The organism is Paenibacillus campi, assembly GCF_034659835.1.
GTDB classification, from domain to species: Bacteria; Bacillota; Bacilli; order Paenibacillales; family Paenibacillaceae; genus Saccharibacillus; species Saccharibacillus campi.
This window is the reverse complement of record NZ_JAXSQZ010000016.1, coordinates 1-23,093: the sequence shown is the minus strand read 5'-3', so window position 1 is coordinate 23,093 and position 23,093 is coordinate 1. Positions and strand designations below refer to the sequence as shown.

Here is a 23,093-nt window from a genome sequence, read left to right as displayed (position 1 = left end):
TACTGTCCATACGTCAATTTTCCCCAATTCGCTAAACGGTTTATCTCCATATCTTTAACTATAACCTGTATTTTTTACCCCTCAAACCGATACCCTCTCACAAAAACCTCCCGCAACGCCAGCTGTTCATCCAACACCAACACATCCGCCTGTTTCCCCACTTCCAAACTCCCTGTCTGCTCATACGTCCCCAGCTGACGTGCCGGATTCCCGCTAGCGGCTTCCGAAGCGCGTTGCACTGACAATCCAGCCTGTTCAATTAGAAAGCGAAATCCTTCAATCATCGTCAAGCGGCTGCCTGCCAGTGTACCGCTATCTTCCGGCAAGGTGGCGACGCCGTTAATGACTTTCACTGGCTGATCGCCAAGCATATAATCGCCATCGCCTAGTCCGGCTGCTGACATGGCATCGGTGATCAGGACTAGATTATGCTGCTGTTTGAGCTGGGCGAGCAGTGCTACGGCGGCAGGGTGGACGTGGATGCCGTCGGCGATAATTTCTGCGCAGATAGCAGGTGTACCCAGCACCGCACCAGCAGTTCCCGGCTTCCGATGATGCAGTGGTGTCATCGCGTTGAACGTATGGACGGCATGATTCAATCCCGCTTCCACCGCGTCCATCATCTGCTCATACGTCGCGTCCGTATGACCGGCAGCGGCGGTAATATGATGAGCACGCAGCCAGCGGATGGCATCCAGCGCACCTTCGCGTTCCGGCGCTAATGTTAATTGTTTGATCAAACCTGGATAGGCGGTATGCCAATGTTCCAGCCACTGCACATTAGGCAGCACGATATGTTCCGGGTTTTGCGCGCCTGGCCATTGTGGGCTAATAAATGGGCCTTCCAGATGCACGCCGACGATTTGTGCGCCGGGCATCTCGCCCTTTTGCACATAGGCATGTACCTGTTCCAACACATGATCGATCGCAGCGCGCGGTGCCGTCATCGTAGTCGCAAGGATGGATGTAGTGCCTTGACTGGCATGAAAACGAGTGATGATATCTAGCACTTCCGGACTTGCGTCCATAAAGTCCTGTCCCATGCCACCATGTACGTGAATATCGATAAAACCCGGAATGACGAGACAGCCAGCGGCATCGTATTGCACATAGTTATCGTTGGAAGCGCCCAAATTAGCATCTCTGCCCTCATTGGATAGCACGGTGTGCAGTTCGAGTTCGGCAACACCGCCTGCACTGCTGCTTGTAGATTGTGCGCTATCGTTCGTCGCATAGGTAGGCACGGTAGGTGCGGACGATACGGAAGGATGGGCGGGTATGGAGTCGGCGGATCGTATCGTATCGCTTTCCGCTGGCATGCTGGCGGCAGAACCGATATAACGGATAATGCCATCTTCCACGACTAAAGTTCCCTGCTCAACAATTCCTGTCGGGGTCACGATCCGTCCGTTCGTAATCGAGAATGACGCAGGGGTGCAGCCTGCTGCAGAATGGGTCATTGCTGAAACAACCTCCCTGCCTCCGCGTCCATCAGCACGGTTACGTTGGAGTGCAATTGCAGCAGCGATGCCGGGCACAGCGTCGTGATCGGGCCTGTCAGCGCACGATGAATAATGTCTGCTTTATCGGCTCCACGCACCATCAGCAAAATTTGCCGTGCTTTCATAATGCTGCCGACGCCCATCGTGATCGCACGTTCTGGCACTTCATCGATCGTGTTAAAATAACGCGCATTCGCTTCCCGTGTCTGCTGTAACAACTCAACGACATGCGTACCCGGTGTCAGTTGATCGTCCGGTTCGTTAAAGCCGATATGCCCGTTATGCCCGATGCCCAGCACTTGCAAATCGATGACCGCTTCGGACAGCATCTCGTCATAACGCTGACATTCTTGATCGAGATCGTCTGCTTCGCCGTTAGGCACATGCGTATTTTCCGGTAAAATATCGATATGGTTAAACAGATGCTCATTCATAAACGTACGGTATGAAGCCGGATGATCGCTTGGCAGACCGACGTATTCGTCCAGATTGTACGTTTTTACTTTTTCAAATGTGATGACACCTTGGTTGTAAATTTCGATTAATTCCTGATACAAACCGACCGGTGTGCCGCCTGTTGCGAGTCCAAGCACACAGCGTGGGGATGTCTGCACGAGACTGGACACAATGTACGCAGCCACTTTGCCAAAATCTTTTTCATTGCCTACTTTAACCAAATTAACCATGAATCATAACCCTCCTGAGTCTTTGCGGTAACGCCGCACGTTTTTATAGGACAGCTCCAGCTTTTTGACGGAATCGTTGAACTGGGCGCTGATCATACCGGTGAACAAAATATCGATAATATGCAGCTGCGCGATCCGCGACGCCATATCGCCACGGCGAATTCCTTTTTCGAGTGAGGAAGAAAATAGAGCGATATCGGCAATATCAGCGAGCGGGTTAGCGCTGTATTGGGTGAGTGACAATGTAGTAGCGCCGTTTTCTTTGGCACATGTTAGCGCATCGATCGTTTCCTTTGTTTCACCGGAATAGGAAATGGCGATGGCGACATCGTCAGACGTTAATGTGGAAGCTGATGTAATCTGCATATGGGAATCGGCAAAAGCGGTGCAATTTTTGCCGATACGGATGAGCTTCTGGTAGAAATCTTGCGCAACGATTGACGAGGTGGCGATACCGTACAGATCGATACGGCGCGCACGAATTAGATAACCGATCGCCTGTTCCAGACGAGGCAAGCTAAGCAGCCGGGTCGTATCGTTAATCGAGCTAACATGATTCGATTCGATCGCTTTTACAATTTCAGCCAGCGGATTGCCAGCGATTACATCTTGATAGGAGCCGGGAATCGAATGCTGAGCCAGCTCAGCGGCAAGCTTCATCTTAAAATCGGGAAAGCCTTCAAAATGAAATGTTTTGCAAAACCGGGTGACCGTAGCCGGACTAATCCCGCATTGTGTAGCCAGTTGGGTAATGCCCATGCGGCTAATCGAAGACGGCTGCTGCAAAATATAATGAGCGAGTCTGCGCTCTTGCGGGGACAGCTTGGCAAGCTCTTCTTCCAATATATGCAAAATCGTTGACAATGGTGATCACTCCTTTCGATGCAGATGGAGGATTATAGAATAGGGTGGTTTTATGAAAATTAATTTCATGGTACAGGCGGCAATGGATGGGAGATCATGATGAGATGTACCGGAGCGTCATTTCAATTTCCTATTAAAGGATGGTGTAGTCTTTTAACTGAGATTGATTTAAGTTTGGAAGCTCGTTTAAGCTGTTGTTATAAGGGTTTCAGTATACAATCCAAGTTGGAATTTAATGTGAATAATGTAGTCGTATTACGATTTACCGCCTATTTACAAAAGTGCGTATGATTGAAAATAAACAGTTTTTTTGTTTTTTTACTATGATGATTATTAAACGTGAAGAAAATATTTTTCTTGAGATTATACTAATTCACGGGTTACGTAATTGCAATAGCTGTACGGGAAAAAACAAAAATTCCGCCGAGTTGTTTCACCGATCGAAAGGAACACCACAGCAGAAAGGAAACAGCAGAAACGAAACAGCAGAAACGAAACAATAGAAAGGAACTTATAACGACCAAAAGACACCCTGCCTGCGCAGCGTGTCTGGTCATAAGCCTGAATTATGATGAAGCGGTCTGTTTGCGTTTGCTCTGATATTCCGGCAGCACAAGGCGCCAGAGTAGGAACAACAGCACGATCGTTTGCGGAATAAGCGTTTCCCAAGTTGGGTAAATGCCGAGCCAACTGATGGAGAACATACCGGCAATCGTATGAGCAGGCAATGTGCCTGCCACTTGCAACGCATGAATACTTTCACCGAGAAAGCGGAACACAAGATAATAAATAAGCACGGTAGCGGTCAGGAAAAACGGACGTATCGGCAGCTTGACACTAAACCGGATAATGAGCACCGCGATCACGATCAAAATGACGAGCGCCAGTCCAATCCCGAGCAACAATTGCGATAACGCAATCGCCGGCGCCATCCCGATATAAAAGATCGCTGTCTCTGCACCTTCACGCAAAATGGCAAGCCCTGACACCGCAGCGAGCGAGAACAGGCTGCCGCGTGCCAGCGCACCGCTGATCTGATTTTCGATATAGTTGTTCCAATTTTGCAAATTCGCTTTCTGGTGCAGCCAGTTACCGACACTTAGCATAAGCACAACGGCGACAAGCCCGGTAACGCCTTCGATCAATTCGCGTGTACTGCCGCTCGTTGCCATATGAGCAAATGCGTACACAAACACAGCGGCGATCATCCCGCTTAGCACAAGTCCAGCGCATGCACCGCTCCAAATCCAAGTGCCTGCCTGCCGACTGCCACTGCGTTTCGCATAAGCGAGCAGTGCGGCAAGTACGAGAATCGCCTCCAACCCTTCACGTAGCAAAATAACAGCAGCATCCCAAAATGTGTACGACGTTTTCGCCGTAATCGGGGTTAGCTGATCGAGCATCGTTTGTACGGTTGCGCCTGCTGCATTCCAGTTTGGCGGAGTGGACACAAGATTGCCTTGCGCGGCTGTCATTTCATTTTCCACCGCCGTATAGGTCGATGAAGATGAAATTTGCACCTCTCCTTCTACAAGCGGCCACATCGTAATAAATTGCTGCATTTTGGCGCTTGCTTGCTCTGCCTGTTGCTGTCCGATCAACGACTGCACTTGCTGTAGCAGTGCGACCGCATCACTTACATGCACATTGCCTTGCGCCGGGGCGCTATTGACGATCCCACCGGACGTATATTGATGGAACAGATCGATCAACTTTTGCGTCTGCTGCTTCGCTTGCTCGGCACGCGGCGGATCAGCTTGCAGTGCAACCCGAATCATGCTCATCGTCGTTTCAAGCTGACTGTAGACGGTAAAGTTATCGGCACGAATCGCATTTTCCACATTGGGCCAAGCGGCGACGACTTCTTTGTAGCTCGTTTGTGCACCTGTCCAATCGGCGGCATTGATCTTTTGTAATGTGTGATTAGCAAGCGGTAAAATCGTCTGTACCGCCTGCTGTCCGGCGGCAGAGGGGGCATTGTTTGCCTTGCTCGCTGTCGCGGACGTACCGGAGCCACCTTGCTGTGCTTCCGCGTAGGTGTTGACCGCTCGTGCCAGCTTGCCGAGCGCACCGCTGACTGCTGTTGGCTGTGAGTCAGCTTGTTGTAACGCTTGCTGTGCCGCGGCGAGCGCTGTATTCACAGCAGCTGCTTGCTGTGGCAATGCGGATGTATCCAGCTTTGCCCAGCCACTGGCAAACTGGTTCAGCTCGGCATTGGCATCTTGCCATTTCTGCTGCCCGGCATCGACAAGTGCACTGCCGACGATGGGCAGCAGATCATTCGCATCCGGCTGCGCCGCCGCAGCGGAAGCGATAGCGACAGACCAGAGCGCAGACAGTGGGCTGGACGTTACCTCCGCTGTGATGACAGATTCGGTATGACCGAAATCGTCCGCATGCATACTTTCATTTGACCCTAAGCCGCTCAACAACAGCATCCCGCTGATGACTGCGATACAGGTAGTACGGCATAATGTACGTATATTCAGGGCATCGATCCACATGATCCGCATTCCTCATTTCTTTCGCTAAATAAAAGGTATACCTATACATTTAAATTGAGTTTTATGCTGTATAATGTACAAACGCTAAATCGGTAGGTTGTATCATTTTTCCAAGACAGCACGATTGCCGCTGCACCGGAAATCAAGGTGCGCGGCAATTACAGTTTACAGCAATGTATCCCCGATATAGCCGCCCTGATGTACGCCGGGGAAGCAGGCGAATACAGCGCTGCCGACATGCTGAATATATTCGTTCAGCGCATCGTTTTCGGACAGGCGTGTTTGCATCGGGATGAACTGTTTTGGCAAACTGCGTTGATAGCTAATAAAAAATAGCCCAGCATCCAGTTGCCCGGTCACATTGTCCATTCCGCTAGAATAAGAGTATGGACGGCGCAAAATTTGCATTTTGCCATCGCCGCGTGCGACACGCATGTGAGCGTTCATCGGAATGACCGGTTGTCCGGCGGCATCTTTGGCGGTCATATCGCCACGGTCAAATTCGTGTTGTGAGCCGAGCGGGGCACCGCTTACCCGGTAACGTCCAAATGTATTTTCCTGATCGCCCAGACTGGAGCGATCCCATACTTCGATTCGCATTCGAATACGCCGTACCGCCATATAACTGCCGCCGGTCATCCAGCCGGCATTGTCTTGCGGCTGCACCCAGACGACTTCATTCATCATATCCGCATCTTTGACACTCGGATTGGCGGTTCCATCTTTAAAGCCCATCAAATTGCGCGGAGTAGCATGGTTCGGATCAGCAGCAGTGCTGCGTTGAAAGCCTTCCTGACTCCAGCGCAGCACCGCCGTACCACGGGCAATACGAATCAGATTGCGCATCGCGTGAAAAGCGACCTGCATATCATCCGCACAGATTTGTACCGCCAGATCGCCACCGCACCATTGTGGCTGCAAATTGTCGCCGTTAAAAGCAGGCAGATCGCTAAAGCCTGTCGGTCGTTTGCCTGCCAGTCCAAAACGGCTGTCAAATAAACTCGGTCCCGCGCCAAAAGTAATCGTCATCCGTGAAGGCGATAAACCTGCCGCTTCGCCTGTATCAGCTGGCGGCACATTCACATTGTCATTTTGCCCAGCGAGCAATTGCCCGGAAGTGAGCGCTGCTGCGGCAACCGTCCATGCTTGCAGCAATGCTTTCAGACTGCCCGGATCATTTGCGGTCACATCAAAGGAAGCGAAGCACATGAAATTTTGATTCGGCGTCACAATCCCGCCCTGATGCTCACCGTAAAAATCATAGCGATCAGCGGCAGCATCGTCCGTGCCAGTCGTTACATTTGCCGGACTGCCAGGCTTGTCATAGGCGGGTTGTAGCGACGACCCGGTCGCTGCCATCAATCCGAATGCGCCAGTACTGCCTAGCAGCAAACCAACGCCAGAAGCGCCTGCAAGCCGCAGCATATCGCGGCGGCTTACTGATTTTGTAAATACAGATGGGGATTGGTCAGCATCATTTGGCTCAGTTGACGGTTGTTCAGTAGGTGGAATGGATTTATCTTTGCTCATCGTCTCACACTCCCAAAATCGTTCCCATTTGCGACAATGGCTCGGCAAGCGCATCCAAGTTTTGGCTCAGTGTGCGCACATCTTGTTTGGAAAGTTTGTCATAGGTGACATAGCCGCCATCTTTCGTTGCAAAAGGAGCCAATTCTTTGTTCAACGCCTCGAATCGTGCACCGATTTGTTGTTCCAGCTCCGGATTTTTGGTGGCAAGACTTGGTTTCAAAATTTCATAAATTTTTTGTGCGCCTTCCACATTGGCAACAAAGTCATACAGATCGGTGTGGGAATAACGTTCTTCCTCACCGGTGACTTTGGACGAGGAAACTTCATTTAACAACTCAACTGCACCGGTAACGAGTAGGCTTGGCGTAATGTCAACCGTTTCGACTTTGGCACGCAGTAGCTTCACATCTTGCAGCAGACGATCGGCATAGTCGTTTAAACCGGCTGTCGATTTCTTTTCCCATAACCCTTGCTCGATACGGTGGAAGCCGCGCCAATCGGCATCAGCGACATCGCCTTGACGAGCGTCGATATCCGGGTCAAGTGTACCAAGCGCTTCAGCGATTGGTTCGATGCGCTCATAATGCATCCGTGCTGGTGCGTATAGCTGTTTCGCTTCGTCCAGCTTGCCCGCTTTGACGGCAGCGGTAAATTTCTCTGTTTGCGTAACGAGGGAATCGATCTCGGATATCGCATACGTACGATACTGCTCCACTTCTGCGGTCAGATCGGTCTGGGATGCAGCGGTAGTAGCTTCATTGGAGGTGGTAGTTTCGGCAGTAGCGGAAGTTGCTGCTGTGTCGGTCGTTGTTGCTTTATTCGTAGCGGTTGCTGCGGGCTGCCCATTTCCGCAACCGGCGAAAAGTAACGAAGACAGTAACAATGTGGCGGGTAATGTATAACGAGCTTTCATCAATAAAGACACTCCTTAGATAATGATAATCGTTCTCAATAATGTATTTATAATACGGTTGAACCCGCACGGCGTCAATCATTATTTTATGTAAAAAGAGATTGTATCGCTGCATTCATATGCGTTTGTAAAATAGACAGTTGGACATATAACCGCTATACTTTCCAACAAATAAGCGTTTGCAAGCGATAAGGGAGGCATGTTCAAATGAAGGATATATACGACCCGCCTGCTGTTCCGCCTGTCGGTTGGACAAAAGAACAGTGGCATATATTAACGACACAGCTTCGTCTCACCGCTGTAGCTTCGGATGATCCGCGCCATAGTGTGTCGGTGTCGCAGCTGTTGGAAGAAGACGGAGCACTGCACTATTTGCAACGATTACAGGACATTTATGAAAGTGATGATCTGCCATTGATCGCTTCGATGTTGGCGAAACGGTACAGCTATATGATCGTAGCGCCAGCGCTGTATGCGATGACCGTATGGGACAAAGGCGTACAATTTGACCCTCAGCACTGCACACTGGAATCACAGTTTACAGGCGATATTTGGCTACCGCATGTCAGACTGGACAAGCCGGAGGCGATGGAGCTACACTGGGAGCGAGCTACGAACGAAGCGGAGCATGGGCATTCTGCTTGCAGCGCTGAATTCCGGCACAGACGGGAGCGTTATGTAGCAACGATATTTGGCGGGCATTTGCAACCGGTATGGAGCAGTCTGTCGCGTGCCGCAGGTGTATCACGGGCGATTTTGTGGGAAAATGCGGCGATTTACGTCTATTATGTGTATGAGACTGTGCTGGCTGATCCAATGTATGATGGAAGGCGCGCGCAAATTGCGGCGGACTTCACCTATTTGACCGCAGAAGCGCCTGCTGCTCTGTTCGGGGAAAAATGGAATCCGCTTGCCCGTTTTAATACGCCAAAGCGCCTAACGCCAGCGAGTGAGCAGCCGAAGCGGATTCGCCAAACATGCTGTTTGTATTATTTATCCGGTGCAGATGCTGGCTATTGCTCGGTTTGCCCGAAGCGTGAGACATGAGCGTATGACGGTAACGTTGTGATTACGTAGCGGTCGGTAGTTAGCCGTTGTCCGCTGCACTTTTTTCATATGACCGGATGCAGAGGCGACCGTTTCGGTTTATAAATAGCTGAGAGACTTCCGGTAGGCCTGCTGCAGGTCATACGCTGATCCGCAGGGATGCGGTTCGATGAACTAGCAGTCATTTTGGCGATAACCGATACAGAGGAGGAAGCAATGATGACGATCAAAGCAGTAATTTTCGATCTGGATGGCGTTATTGTATCGACGGATGAGTTTCACTATCAGGCATGGAAAAAGATGAGCGATGAAGAAGGCATTCCTTTTAACCACACGATCAACAATCGGTTGCGTGGGGTAAGTCGGATGGAAAGTTTGAATATTATTTTGGAGCGTGCCGAACGCGAGTATACAGCGGAGGAAAAGCAGGCACTTGCTGAGCGCAAAAACGAGTATTACAAACAGTCGCTCGTTCAACTGACCCCTGACGATCTGCTGCCTGGGGCAAAGCGGGCGATCGATGAACTGAAACAGCGTAAAGTGAAAATCGCGATCGGTTCCTCCAGTAAAAATACACCGACCATTTTAAAACAAATCGGTCTTGCCGACGCCTTTGATGCGGTGGCGGACGGTAACGATATTACCCATAGCAAGCCTGATCCGGAAGTGTTCCTGCTCGCCGCGTCCAAGCTCGGTATCCCGCCGGAGGAATGTCTGGTCGTCGAAGATGCGGAAGCTGGCGTACAGGCAGCGATCGCAGGCGGCATGAATGTGGCGGCTGTCGGTGATGCCGGTTTGCATTCACAGGATGCGGATTATCGTTTGGAGCGTGTCGATGAAATTTTGGATTTGATTTGACCGCTTGTTCTTAATCGTTTGAAAGTTGGCGAGTGGATGATAACGATCTATAGGATAGAATTGATTTCGACCCTTCTGCTATGATGATCGTGCAGAAGGGTTTTTGCTATGAGCATCGTCGATATATTAGTTAGCTCGACTGACTATTCCTACCGGAATGAAGCGGCTTGCGGTGCCGGATAAACGTGATATGATGGATATAATCTTGATTTCATTTTGGGATTAAGGAATGAGTTGGAGCTGGGATTAGCATGATGTTGCGCCAGTTTGGTGAATGATTGGCTAGTCAACAGGATGAGCGTGCTCTTGCCGCTATCGCAACTAGTAGCTTGTTTCAAATTTATTCAGGGATTGCGTTCGTCTGAATGCTGCACGGTTCAAGCAGGGTTCAGATGGACGCAACCTTACATCTTCTTGAGACAAGTCACTAGTAGCCTGTCTTCAGTACATTTACAGTATGTCGATCCAACCATCGCTTGAGTATGAATAAGTTAAGTTACGTTCAAACACAATTTTTACTTGAGACAGCCTATTAGACAATGACCATTTGTTGGATGGAATTTTGGCTGATGCCAATGATCATTATATACAGATATAACGATGGCTTGTTCCGGCGTGATTGTCCGTGGGCAGGTACAGAAGTGGAGGCAACGATATGGACTATACAGCACAATTTGAGCATCCGCCGCAGCGGACAGGTACCAATTCGGAGAAGTGGGATAAGTTACAGCATCTGTTTGGCACTGAAGAAGCGTTACCGTTATGGGTAGCAGACATGGATTTTGCGGTGCCACAGCCTGTGCAAGATGCACTGAAAAAAAGTGCTGAGCACGGTGTCATCGGTTATTCGTTTCAATCGGATGCCTACTATGAAGCGCTGCAAAGCTGGATGCGCAACAAACATAGTTGGGAGATTGAGCAAGATTGGGTCGTGTTCACACCGGGCGTAGTCGCATCGCTAAATTTTGCAGTGCATACATTTACCGCGCCAGGTGATCGGGTGATGATTCAGACGCCGGTGTATCCGCCATTTTATAGCGTCATTACTGGGCATGGACGCGAAGTGGTAGAAAATCCGCTGAAACGTGATGCCAATGGACGATATGAAATGGATTTCGAACATTTGGAGCGTACGCTGGACAGCAGCATCAAAATGTTGATTTTATGCAGTCCGCACAATCCGATCGGACGGGTATGGACACGCGCCGAGCTGGAACGTTTGGAAGAACTATGCGCCAAGCACGATGTGCTCGTCGTGTCGGATGAGATTCATGGCGATCTCGTATATGGCGAACAACCGCATATTCCGTTTGCGATGCTGTCGGAACGCGCACGTAATCGCAGTATCGTCTGTACCGCGCCAAGCAAAACATTTAATATCGCCGGGCTGAATACGTCCAATATTATTATTCCGAATCCAGAGCTGCGCGATGCGTTCGCTTTGCAGGTGAACAAATTCGGCGCAGGGAATATTAGCCAATTTGGTGTGGTGGCGACGCAGGCGGCTTATCATGGTGGTCAAGAATGGTTACAGCAATGTTTGGCGTATACACGCAGCAATATGGATTATGTACAGCACTATATCGCGGAATATTTGCCAGAGTTGTCAGTATGGATGCCGGAAGCGACGTATTTGCTCTGGATCGACTTCAGCCGTCTCGGGCTGGAGCAAACGGACTTGGTACATTTTCTGCTGCACGAAGCCAAAATTGCGCTCAATGACGGACGCGCTTTTGGGACGGCAGGAGCAGGGTTTATGCGGATGAATGTGGCGTGTTCGCGTCAGTTGCTGGAGGAGGCGCTGAAGCGGTTGCATCAAGCATTACGAGCTAGAGCCGATCAAGCTCAGAGTGAGCATTTTGTGTTAGCAGAGCACTGATCTTGTGTAGGTGTAGTAGAACAGATTGACATTTAACATAAAACTTGAAACAAAAAGGTTTTAAAAGTCGGGTATAATGCTCGACTTTTATTTTTTTAGCGGCAAAATAGCGGTGATTATAATAAATTAACTGGGAGGTGATGTGATGTTTCTACCCAAATTTTCAAATACAAGGCGGATGATCAATAGACTATTAGACATTCAGCAGTCTAGTGTTATTATTAGTCAGTTGCTATTACCAGTACATATATTAGAGCAGCTGCAAAAAGAAGCCAAAGAAACAACCGTTTTGCTTTCCACCCGAATGGAAGGTAATGAATTGGAAGATGAGCGGAAACGTAAAGCACTGTATCAAAGCAGCGATATTGATGCAGAGCAAGAAGTATACAATTTGATGAAAGCTATTGAATTTCTGGAAGATTCGGAAAAGAGAAATTTACCTATAACAGAAGAATGGATTAAAAAATTACACGCTATTATACGTATTTCTCATGGAAGACGCCCAAGATTAAGTGAATATCGTACGGAGCAAAACAGTGTAGGAAAGCGAAACCAATCTGGTTTTTATATGCCGCCTGAATATACGGATGTTCCAATATTAATGGAAGATTTTGTTGCCTGGATCAATTCGCCAACTACACATGAGCTTCCCGCGCCTATACAAGCAGGCATTGCCATGTGGCAGTTTTTAACGATTCATCCTTATATGGATGGAAATGGACGTACAGCTCGAATGATTGCAACCTATATTTTGCGTCGTAGTGATTTTGGTCTTAAAGGATTGTTTGTGCTGGAAAATTTCTATGATCGAAAGTTAAGTGATTATTATAAAGCATTGCAAATGGGGCTATCACATAACTATTATTTTGGTCGTCATGACGCTGATCTTACCGTCTGGCTAGAGTATTTTTTAAGTGGTCTTGCTGAAGTTTATACACAAGCAGCAAAGATCGTTCAAGCAAAAAATTTGGAGTTATTGCGCGTAGAACCTGAACTGATCCGACAGTTAGACATTCAGCAACGGCAATTATTCAGACAATTAGTGTTTAGACAAAATGAAATTACAAAACGAGAAATCACAATTTTACTTGGTGTAGGTGATCGCACAACTACAGAAAAAGCAAAGCAATGGGTAGAAAGTGGCTTTTTACAACCTAAAGACCCTCATGCTCAACGGATAAGATCGTTTATTTTATCTGTTCAGTATGAAGAATTAGCTAAACAAATTAGAAAAAATCCAGAGCATTACAGTTATTTATTATCTAAAGAAGATATATAATTGAACTGCCCCCAGTTATCGACCTTGCGGTCTGATTGAAGTTGGAGTTTCTTGGGAACAGAGCGTACTTGATAAAATATGTAGTCACAGACAACTTTACTTGGTATTATTCCACAACACCTCTCATTGATAGCAAATGAGAGGTGTTGTGTGTGTTCTATGCTAACAAATTGTCACTTAATCAATACTATTCAGAAACTCAACAATCGTCAGCAATCCTTTGTCGAAGTTTTCCAAATTAAAATGTTCGTTTGGCGCGTGCAAATTTTCATCCGGTAAGCCGAAGCCCATCAATACGACTGTCGGTGCGATAACGCGCGAAAATTCCTCTACAATCGGGATCGAGCCGCCGTCTTTAGTGAACAGGGCGCGTGTACCGTATACCGCTGTGTAAGCGTCAGCCGCTTTTTGCAGCAATTCATCGGAAGCGGGATCGATGTTAAAGGCACGTGCTTTTTCGCCTGGTGTGATCGTCAGCTTGGCACCGTTTGGTTTGAGCGCTTCCAGATGGCTGATGATTTTATCCAGCACATCTTGTGGATTTTGGTCGGCAACGAGGCGGCAGGTGATTTTGGCATGCGCTTCTTTGGGGATGACCGTTTTGCTGCCTTCGCCTTGGAAGCCACCGTATACTCCATTCAGTTCCAACGTTGGACGCGCGCCAACACGTTCAACAAACGAATAGCCTTCTTCGCCGTGCAGTGCAGTCAGTTCCAAATCTTGTTGCAGTTTTTGCTCGTTAAAGCCTTGTTTTTGAAACTCATCACGCATCTCGTCAGACAATGGCAGCACATCGTCGTAGAAACCTTCGACCAGCACTTTACCATCGCGATCATGCAGTGTAGCAAGCAGTTCCACCATCGCATGCAGCGCATTCGGTACGCCACCGCCAAAAGAACCGGAATGCAGATCGGTATTGGCGGTCTGAATCGCTACTTCCAGCGAGCATAGTCCACGCAGACCGGTGCTAATCGCTGGCTTGCCACGTTCCAACAGCGAAGTATCTGACACCAGTACCGCATCGGCAGCGAGCTGTTCACGATATTGTTCCAAAAATGCCGGTAAATGGGCGCTGGAAATTTCTTCTTCGCCTTCGATACAAAATTTGATATTGACCGGCAGTTTGCCTTCCTGCTTGAGGATAGCTTCAACCGCTTTTACATGCAAAAATACTTGACCTTTATCATCGGTCGCACCGCGTGCAAACAGCTTGTCACCGCGAATTTCCGGTTCAAATGGAGGCGATTGCCACAGGTTTAACGGATCGACCGGCTGCACATCATAGTGACCGTAGACGAGTATAGTCGGTTTGCCTGGCGCATGCAAATGATCCGCAGTGACGATCGGATGTCCAGCGGTCGGATTGATTTTTACATGTTCAAGCCCTGCCGCCGTCAGTTTGTCTGCCAGCCATTCGGCAGCACGTTGCATATCCGGTTTATGTTCGGAAAGTGCGGAAATGCTCGGAATGGACAGCCATTGTTTAAGCTCAGCAAGCTGTTGCTCGCGATTTTCTTTAAAATATGTAGCATAGTTCGTCATTGTTTAATTCCTCCTCGATTGATCATGACAATGATCCATACCAAACGATAAGGATCGCTTGAAACGTTATGGACTCCATTGTACACCTTTTAACCACTGGACGAAAATACGAACACTCAAATACGAGCTTATGGTGGTGAACAAGCCGCTATTTTTAAGCAAATAGCGGTTGGCATGAACATGAGAGCGATGGATTTATTTGGTAGTCGTATGGATGCGTTAGAGTAGTTAGTTTATGTGTAAGTTATGCTGATGTATTCGTCAATTTTGCCTGGTGGAATATATATGCTTTTTCATGTGGAGTTTAATGTCATATAGCTTAGAGCAGTTTATGATCAGACAGCATAGGTAAGTTAGTCAAGCTATTAGTAGTTTGTCTTAAGTACATTTACAGTCTGTCGATCTAACCATCGCTTGATGACGAAAAGGTTGAGGTACGTCCAAACACGATTTTCACTTGAGACAGCCTACTAATACATTGACTGCTTTCAATATTAGCTTTGAATCCACTGTATGTCCTTATTTATATTATTTATAGCAGTAATCTACACTGTTTTAAACTATATATTTAAAACAGTCAGAGTACGAGGATCGCGGTATAACACACTGTTTTACTGTCACTGTGCATGAATAGACTGGCTGTAATCATGCCGCATATCGGGAATAAGGAATGACGCTATTCTTGCTGGGGAGGCTATACTATAATGATTGCAATTTACCGTTAACATTAGTCGGATTGCGCTAAGCGATTCGGTTTAAACGTGGGTGTCTGTAATTTCAAACAAGGGGGAACTACAATGAAACTGGCAACTGTTATGATGCATGGCAAGGAGCAAGTGGCTGTCGTTTTGGATGGAAAATACATACTGCTGGCAGCGATTAATGAAGCGCTAGGAGAGCGGTGGAGTACGGATATGTTCACACTTGTGACCAGTTCGCAGCTGCAAGAGCTAAGCGAGCGTCTCGCTACGATCAGCTACCGACAACGATTGGAGTCGATTATCGCTATGGCAGCAGCGGAGATTGTACATGCACCGTTGTATCGTCATCCGCGTAAAATTTGGGGCATTGGTATGAATTATGTGCAAAATGATGCCGAATTAAACGCATGTGATCTGGATGAAGAACCGGTTAGCTTTATGAAGCCAGATACGACGATTATCGGGCAGGAAGCATGGATTCAATTGCCACCGCAATCGCAGCAGGTGACGGCAGAAGGCGAACTTGCGCTCATTATCGGTCAAACATGCCGCCATGTGAGCGAGCACGATGCTCCCAATTATGTTGCCGGGCTGATGGCAACACTTGATGTGACAGCAGCGGATATCCATGCACGTCATCCACGTTTTCTGGCGCGGGCGAAAAGCTTTGATACATTTTGCGCATTAGGCTCGCAATTGATTACGTTGGATGATGTACCCGACATATTGGCACTGACCGTGCAAACTTATCATAATGGGCAGTTAGTACATGAAAATTCCACGTATTATATGAAATTTCGCCCGTGGTATATCGTCTCATTTCTGTCGCAAGTGATGACATTGCTACCTGGCGACATCATTATGACCGGCACGCCTGGTGCGGTCGTCATTCGTGACGGTGATACGGTCGGTTGCGCGATTGTGGATGCCGATGGACAGCCGCTGCTAGAGCCGCTGCACAATGGTGTGCAAGCTCTGTCATAGGCAAGCGGCATGTCATGTCATCGTGTCCGGCTAATCCGATCGGCTTGTCTCGTTTAAGATAATTTAAGAGCAACTAAGAACATCCAAGAACGTCTAAGAACGTCTAAGAACGTCTAAGAACGTCTAAGAACGTCTAAGAGCTGGATTGGATAGTGCTTCCAGCTCTTTGCAGGCTGGAATTTAAGAACGTCTAAGAGCCTATAAGAGCCTATAAGAGCCTATAAGAGCCTATAAGAGCCTATAAGAGCATCTACTGACGCCGTTTAATGACTTTCGTTCGTTTGTTTTAAATTTGACAGAAACAGTGCACCAACTAGCACGAGAATTGCGCCTGCCCAGCCGAGCGTATGCAGGGCATCATCATGGTCGACGATAATGAGCCGAATGATCGCGGTAATGCCGATATAAATAAAATAACGCAACGGAAAATGGAATTTTGCTTCGAAATATTTAATAATTAACGCCAAAAACTCAAAATATAAAAAGAACACAAGCAGCTCATCGGTAAACTGGTAATAATTGACCGTTGCATCGGTTGATAGAAAAATGAGTGAAAAGATCGCCCATGTTTCATAGATTAGCAATACACTTAGCACAAGTGCCATGCCGATCAAACATACGTTTAATACCATTTGCAAAACAACCGGTACATTGTGCATCCGCATTTTGGTAGATAATTCTTTAACTGTCATCATAATCCCTCTTTAATTGTTAATATGGATATAGCATCGCTACACAGCTTATCTCCCTGTTAAGTGAAGTATAGCTGCGGAACTGCGGCGACCTGTCATGTCCAGGGTGTACATTTCGGTCGCTTGCTGTGAATACGGATAGTGTAGCTTAGCGATTTGTCGTTTGTGTGTCCTTGCCATTGTTGCTGCGTTGTTGATAATTTGCGGCTCGGCTGTCTTTGCTGCAATCGACGAAGCAGGCGCTCGATATTGTATAATGAGGGGAAGTGAGCGATGTTGCTGCGGGAGAGAGTGCTATTTTTCCGCAACATGCAATAAGAAAGGAACAAAATGATGCGTAAAACGATTATCGTAGTCGGCGGCGGCATTCTCGGCGCTGCGACTGCATATCAATTAAGCAAAATGAATGCCGATGTGCTGGTAGTTGATCGGCAGCATCAAGGACAGGCGACCGATGCGGCAGCCGGTATTATTTGCCCGTGGCTGTCCCAGCGGCGCAATCAGTCCTGGTATCGTTTGGCAAGCGGAGGTGCACGTTTTTATCCGGGGCTGATTGAGGAATTGGCAGGGCAAGGCGAACAGGAGACCGGGTATACGCGTGTTGGCGCGCTTAGTTTGCATCGGGAGCACGACAAAATATTAGCGATGCAAAAGCGTGCGCTTCAGCGGCGCGAAGCTGCGCCGGAGATCGGTAAGATTACATGGTTACAACAGGATGAAGTACAGGCACGGTTTCCGTTGCTTGATGATGGCTATGAAGCGGTGCATGTGAGCGGTGCGGCGCGCATCGATGGACGTTTGCTGCGTGATGCACTGCTGCGGGCGGCGGCACGCAATGGTGCACGGATCATTTACGGGCAAGCAGCACTACAGCATGATGGACAGCAGGTGAGTGGTGTGCATGTGAACGGGCAATTGCATATTGCCGATGAAGTGGTCGTATGTGCAGGCGCTTGGGCAACCGAGCTGCTGGCGGAGATCGGTATCCTTTTTCATATGCATTATCAAAAGGCACAAATTATGCATGTACAGCTGGAAAATGACGACGATACCGGCAACTGGCCGGTTGTGATCCCGCCGACTGATCAATATTTGCTCGCGTTTGAACAGCAGCGCATCGTGATCGGAGCTACCCATGAAAACGATGTGCAAGGCTACGATACACGCGTCACAGCGGGTGGTATGCAGGAAGTGTTGAACAAAGGATTGGAGCTTGCCCCACAGCTTGCCGCTAGCACATTTATCGAAATGCGCGTCGGTTTCCGCCCGTTTACAGCAGACTTTTTGCCGGTATTCGGCGCGATGCCTGAATGGAACGGTCTATACGTCGCTAATGGACTGGGCGCTTCCGGTCTGACTATGGGTCCGTATATCGGGTATTTGCTCGCTCAGCTCGTGATGGGCGAGCAACCGGAGATTGCGGTGGAGGAGTATACGGTAGCGAAGGCGCTTGGTGGATAAGGTGTAATGAGCAGATGCACAATGTCGGCGGCGGTATTGTTGGCGCTATGACTGCATATTAATTAAGTAAAATGCTAGCGCGCTTCTTCTAATGCAATTGGGAGAAGCGCTTTTTGTGTTATGGTTGCTGTTTTCGTTGCGATCAAGCGAGCCAGCTACACAATGAACAGCAGTTACGATTCGTTGACTGTTCAAATTGGAGTTCGATTTGTATGTATAACGATCTGCAATAACGGTTAAAAGGAAATGGGGATATAAGCAAATACATCAATGTGATGCGTATGTATGCCTAACAACGTACGATACGCCGCTATTTAACTTGCCAAGCACCATAAAAATTACCCATTGACAAATAAGTTTCCTCGATGCAAAATATGGGCAGAAGGAATTGTATGTACATTTTGATGCAAATTATGTTGATGAATCGACATACATGAAATAGATAACAGAGACAGAAATGAGGGAGAGAATATGAGTTCTGAACTGGAACTGGAATTGGAACAATCGCCACGGTTGAAAAAGAAAGGCTGGTTGCGCAGCAGCTCAGCGCTTAGTTTGGAGGAAGTGAACAATACAGTCAAAATTCCGCATAATGCCGGATTTTGGCGTAAGTTTTTTGCATTTGCCGGGCCGGGGGCGCTCGTTGCGGTCGGTTATGTCGATCCTGGCAACTGGGCAACATCGATTGCAGGCGGCTCGCAGTTTGGTTATACATTGCTGTCGGTAGTGTTATTGTCGAGTCTGGTGGCGATGCTGTTGCAAACATTGGCTGCCAAGCTTGGCATCGTGACCGGCAAAGACTTGGCGCAGGCGACACGCGATGCGACCGGGCCTAAGACGGCGGTATTTTTATGGATACTGACCGAGTTTGCGATCATTGCGACCGATTTGGCGGAGGTGATCGGTTCAGCGATTGCGCTCAATTTGCTGTTTGGCATTCCGCTGTTATGGGGCATTTTGATCACTACATTTGATGTGCTGTTGCTGCTGTTATTGCAGAAAAAAGGCTTTCGTATTATCGAATCGATCGTGATCGTACTGATGGCTACGATCTTTGTTATTTTTGGCTTTGAAATGGTCGCTGCGCATCCGAATGTAGCGGCATTGTTTGGCGGCTATATCCCCAAATTGGAAGTCGTTACGAACTCATCGATGTTGTTCGTTGCACTCGGTATTCTCGGCGCAACGGTCATGCCGCATAATTTGTACTTGCACTCCTCGATCGTGCAGTCACGTCAATACAAACGCACACTGGAAGGCAAAAAGGAAGCGGTCAAATTTGCCAGCCTTGATTCTGCCGTCTCGTTAACGGTAGCGTTTATGATTAACTCGGCTATTTTGATACTCGGTGCGGCTGCATTTTACGGCAATGGATTGAATGTAACCGAGCTGGAAGCGGCATATAAACTGCTTAGTCCAACCGTTGGCGTTGGCATTGCCAGTACGTTGTTTGCGGTCGCCTTGCTCGCTTCCGGTCAAAATTCAACTATTACTGGCACATTGGCAGGGCAGATCGTTATGGAAGGTTTTGTGCGTTTACGCATATCGCCTGTGCTGCGTCGTATTATTACACGTCTGCTCGCGGTCGTGCCTGCATTTATTATTACGTGGATATACGGAGCGAACGGAACCGGCAATTTGCTGCTATGGAGTCAAGTTGTGCTCAGTTTGCAACTGCCGTTTGCGATCATTCCGCTGGTACGATTTACGAGCGATAAACACAAAATGGGCAGTTTCGCTAATTCGCGTATGACCAAATGGCTTGCCTGGTTCGCAACCGGTGTAATCGTTGCGCTCAACCTGTTCTTAATCGGCTATTTGTTCTTGACTGGGGAGCAATTGGGCGGTTGAACGTGAGCAGAGGGGTAGGCAGAATAGCTATTGACAAGGGCGTGCAAGTCTTTTAAGCTAATTTTAATGAATAATCGCATGTGAAGCACACATGATTCCTAGCTTGGGGATTGTGTGTGCTTTTTGGTTATTTGGGTAGTACAGGAAACAGAAGGGATTACATATAAGACATATTCAAAAGAAATGAATACCATAATAAGGGGGATATACAATGAAATTTAATGTACTCCGCAAAACAATGCTGTCTGTGGTGGCGACTTCGTTTATTGTGGGAGCGTTGCCTATCCAGCATGAAGCGCATGCTGCTTATACGATTACGGTGCCTACGCAACCGGTGGACGTATTGCTCAATGCTCGAAAAATGGAATTTCCAGATGCGAAACCGTTTCAAGATGAAAATAGCGCCGTGATGGTGCCAATCCGCTTTATTTCAGAGAAACTGGGAGCGAAGGTAGCGTATCAACAAAGTAACGGGAAACAGACCGTCACACTGAAGACGGACAAACATAGTGTGACGCTGACAGTAGGTTCTTCAACTGCGGTAGTAGATGGACAGAGTAAGACGTATGATAGCCAAATTATAGTGAAACAGCAGCGGACGTATGTGCCATTACGGCTAGTGAGTGAAGGGCTGGGACAGACGGTGGAGTGGGATCAGGTGGGGAAGTGGGTGTGGATTGGGGGGAAGGATGTGCCGACGTTGGGAGAATTAAATTTGAAGAAGAATCCGATGTCGATGGTGACGAAGTATTTTGATCAGCGGAATGATGGATATTTTTTGAATAATTTGTTTGGCGATCCTTATAAAAATGTAATTGTTATAAAACAGTCGGAGTTACCAATTAAATTTGATGATAGTACATTTTATGATATCCAACTTGTACAAGTGAATGGAATTCCTACTGTACTTAATCGCACAAGCGAAAAAAATCTTCATATGGGGTATCTAACACGAAAAGAAGACTACCGCAATCGTTCTGCAATAACTCCAATACAGATTAAGAATGCAGATGGTACAAGATTTAACTATTTCGATATTACTTCTTGGTATGATTCAGAACGTCTCGGAATCGTGGAACAAACACCCCTCAGTTCTAAAGACTTTGATTATATTTTAATCAAATATGCAAGTATGGATTCAATGATTCTCCTTGAGAGTCCGTGGAACAAATAAGATGTCTAACATTCAACGCTGGATACGGCGTTATCGAAGCTACGTTTCCGTCGCCATAATCGTATGTATGATATGTAATTTTTTAACTCCTTCAGCATCTACATTGTATGCAGCAGCAGAAGATCAAGCAATTACTCCACTAAAATATTACAAAGATACTGATGCCAATACTACGGAGGCAAATTACAGATATTTTGTCGGTATGATGTATTTTGATATGTGGAAAGGAAATACGTGGGATAATGGGCTAGCACCCCAAAGAGGCGATGTAGGAGAAGCTGAACAAAATTATGCGTTTCAGTTTCCGAATCGCACCGTAAAAAGTGTGACAGCAGCTGTATTTAATCCCAATGATCCAAAGAATAACGATCAGAAATTACTAATGGAATACTTTACAATGTCTCGCTCAGATGATTGGAATGATTATTCTGAGTATATTAGTAATACTATGCCGGATAAGCCCATTAGTTACAAATCACCGGGCATCTCTGGAATCGGCACAGATACAGCAACCGTTCCTATAAAGCTTGCGATTGGATTAAATACCAAATCAACAACCGAAGAAAATATCACTCATCTTTGCGGTAACCGTTGCAATGATGGCGTCAAAGGCTACCGCATCTATGCAGCAGTCCTGTTCCAAATCGAACTCACAGCCGACCTAAGCGTCCATTACAAAACGATCGACGGCAAATCGCTTAACGACATCTTCCCGCCGCGCATCGAACACATGAAGCCAGGCACTACATATGAATTCCAACCCCCAACCCATGAAGGTTACACCTATGCCGGCTACAAAAAAACAACCGATGGCAGCGATCCGTCGACAGCACAAGCGATCACCAAAGGACATCCGCCAGCTTTACAGCCGTATACCGGATCATTTGAACAGTATCGCATCTACCAATACTACGAAGTCGGACAACCGTGTCAACCGGGTCAAACGAGTGCCGACAATGAACAGTGTGAAGATGAAGCGCCGGCTTCCGACGGAAAAGGAGGATGTGCGTATACGATCCTGCCGCCCATATCAGCCCAAACGATGAGTAACCAACAGCTAAACCCCGAAGCTGCCGCCCACATTTTGAGCGATGATCGGGCGAATGGACGGCATTTTGATGCGACCCAAGGCATACCCACGAGTGAATATGTGTACGCCAATGCGTGGGGATATGCGTATTTGTTCCAGCATACATTTGCCGAAAGGAAAGGCACGATCCGGTATGACTGCGAAGTGAGGGTACGGTATAGCCTCAAGTGGCAAGAAAAGAACAGCCGCAAAACATGGAGCACACGCACCGCCAGTGAGACCAAAACGTATACGTTTAGCTTCACACGTCCGTATGCGTACTGGCAAATTCAGCAACTGCAAGTGTTGGGCATCGCCCAAGCGAAAGTAACGAATCATGCCTTGCCCGGCGGTACCGTGACGCTGCCAGCCGCGCATTACATGCCGCCGACGTTAACGAAGGAAGCCAGTACGGAGGTGAAGGATCATGTGCGTCCAGCTAACTCTGGCTCGATGACGTATAGCCCGAGCACGCTAGATGGAGGGAAATCGGGTCGACCTTCGCTGCCGAATGACCAAAGCAAGCTTCAACATCAAGTAGACAGCCAGACCGATGA

The 23,093-nt window shown here is 47.8% G+C and carries 17 protein-coding genes; 9 read left to right on the top strand and 8 right to left on the bottom strand.

Features of this window, described 5'->3' with window-relative positions; all coding sequences use genetic code 11:
* Window positions 1-74: 74 nt before the first annotated feature.
* From nagA to efeO, 6 genes are all read right to left on the bottom strand, one after another.
* Window positions 75-1,460, bottom strand: a complete 1,386-nt coding sequence (gene nagA, locus U1I11_RS21325) for an N-acetylglucosamine-6-phosphate deacetylase (RefSeq protein ID WP_322908103.1) — start codon at window positions 1,458-1,460, stop codon at window positions 75-77.
* Window positions 1,457-2,188, bottom strand: a complete 732-nt coding sequence (nagB, locus tag U1I11_RS21320; protein WP_322908102.1) for a glucosamine-6-phosphate deaminase — start codon at window positions 2,186-2,188, stop codon at window positions 1,457-1,459. The genes nagA and nagB overlap by 4 nt, the downstream gene beginning before the upstream one ends.
* A gap of 3 nt (window positions 2,189-2,191) precedes the next feature.
* Window positions 2,192-3,052, bottom strand: coding sequence for a MurR/RpiR family transcriptional regulator (locus U1I11_RS21315; protein ID WP_322908101.1), 861 nt, complete (start codon window positions 3,050-3,052; stop codon window positions 2,192-2,194).
* Window positions 3,053-3,618: 566 nt separating this feature from the next.
* Complete coding sequence (locus U1I11_RS21310) at window positions 3,619-5,556, bottom strand: FTR1 family iron permease (RefSeq protein ID WP_322908100.1); 1,938 nt, start codon at window positions 5,554-5,556, stop codon at window positions 3,619-3,621.
* Window positions 5,557-5,721: 165 nt separating this feature from the next.
* On the bottom strand, window positions 5,722-7,086 hold the full coding sequence (efeB, locus tag U1I11_RS21305; RefSeq protein WP_322908099.1) for an iron uptake transporter deferrochelatase/peroxidase subunit: 1,365 nt from the start codon (window positions 7,084-7,086) through the stop codon (window positions 5,722-5,724).
* Window positions 7,087-7,090: 4 nt separating this feature from the next.
* On the bottom strand, window positions 7,091-7,999 hold the full coding sequence (gene efeO, locus U1I11_RS21300) for an iron uptake system protein EfeO (protein WP_322908098.1): 909 nt from the start codon (window positions 7,997-7,999) through the stop codon (window positions 7,091-7,093).
* A 207-nt stretch (window positions 8,000-8,206) separates the two neighbouring features.
* On the opposite strand from efeO, the gene U1I11_RS21295 reads away from it, so the two are divergent.
* The 4 genes from U1I11_RS21295 (at window position 8,207) to U1I11_RS21280 (ending at window position 13,062) form a co-directional block, all read left to right on the top strand.
* Window positions 8,207-9,046 (top strand): IucA/IucC family C-terminal-domain containing protein, encoded by an 840-nt coding sequence (locus U1I11_RS21295; protein ID WP_322908097.1) that lies wholly within the window; start codon window positions 8,207-8,209, stop codon window positions 9,044-9,046.
* A gap of 219 nt (window positions 9,047-9,265) precedes the next feature.
* Complete coding sequence (gene pgmB / locus U1I11_RS21290) at window positions 9,266-9,904, top strand: beta-phosphoglucomutase (protein ID WP_322908111.1); 639 nt, start codon at window positions 9,266-9,268, stop codon at window positions 9,902-9,904.
* Between the two features lie 655 nt (window positions 9,905-10,559).
* Complete coding sequence (locus U1I11_RS21285) at window positions 10,560-11,783, top strand: MalY/PatB family protein (protein WP_322908096.1); 1,224 nt, start codon at window positions 10,560-10,562, stop codon at window positions 11,781-11,783.
* A 145-nt stretch (window positions 11,784-11,928) separates the two neighbouring features.
* The gene (locus tag U1I11_RS21280; RefSeq protein ID WP_322908095.1) at window positions 11,929-13,062 is read left to right on the top strand and encodes a Fic family protein; all 1,134 of its coding nucleotides are present in this window, start codon (window positions 11,929-11,931) and stop codon (window positions 13,060-13,062) included.
* A gap of 177 nt (window positions 13,063-13,239) precedes the next feature.
* Here the strand turns inward: U1I11_RS21280 and U1I11_RS21275 are convergent, their stop codons facing one another.
* Window positions 13,240-14,604 (bottom strand): dipeptidase, encoded by a 1,365-nt coding sequence (locus tag U1I11_RS21275; RefSeq protein ID WP_322908094.1) that lies wholly within the window; start codon window positions 14,602-14,604, stop codon window positions 13,240-13,242.
* Between the two features lie 797 nt (window positions 14,605-15,401).
* Here U1I11_RS21275 and U1I11_RS21270 point away from each other — a divergent pair.
* Window positions 15,402-16,289, top strand: coding sequence for a fumarylacetoacetate hydrolase family protein (locus tag U1I11_RS21270; RefSeq protein WP_322908093.1), 888 nt, complete (start codon window positions 15,402-15,404; stop codon window positions 16,287-16,289).
* Between the two features lie 263 nt (window positions 16,290-16,552).
* On the opposite strand, the gene psiE is transcribed toward U1I11_RS21270, so the two are convergent.
* On the bottom strand, window positions 16,553-16,984 hold the full coding sequence (psiE, locus tag U1I11_RS21265; protein WP_322908092.1) for a phosphate-starvation-inducible protein PsiE: 432 nt from the start codon (window positions 16,982-16,984) through the stop codon (window positions 16,553-16,555).
* Window positions 16,985-17,311: 327 nt separating this feature from the next.
* Between psiE and U1I11_RS21260 the strand changes: the two genes are divergently transcribed.
* The 4 genes from U1I11_RS21260 to U1I11_RS21245 all read left to right on the top strand — a co-directional run.
* Window positions 17,312-18,442, top strand: coding sequence for an NAD(P)/FAD-dependent oxidoreductase (locus U1I11_RS21260; protein ID WP_322908091.1), 1,131 nt, complete (start codon window positions 17,312-17,314; stop codon window positions 18,440-18,442).
* A gap of 489 nt (window positions 18,443-18,931) precedes the next feature.
* The gene (locus U1I11_RS21255; RefSeq protein ID WP_322908110.1) at window positions 18,932-20,293 is read left to right on the top strand and encodes an Nramp family divalent metal transporter; all 1,362 of its coding nucleotides are present in this window, start codon (window positions 18,932-18,934) and stop codon (window positions 20,291-20,293) included.
* Between the two features lie 211 nt (window positions 20,294-20,504).
* Entirely contained in the window at window positions 20,505-21,467 is a 963-nt protein-coding gene (locus U1I11_RS21250) for a copper amine oxidase N-terminal domain-containing protein (protein ID WP_322908090.1), read from the top strand.
* A gap of 217 nt (window positions 21,468-21,684) precedes the next feature.
* The coding region (locus U1I11_RS21245) for a DUF5704 domain-containing protein (protein WP_322908089.1) at window positions 21,685-23,093 on the top strand (1,409 nt) is incomplete at its 3' end.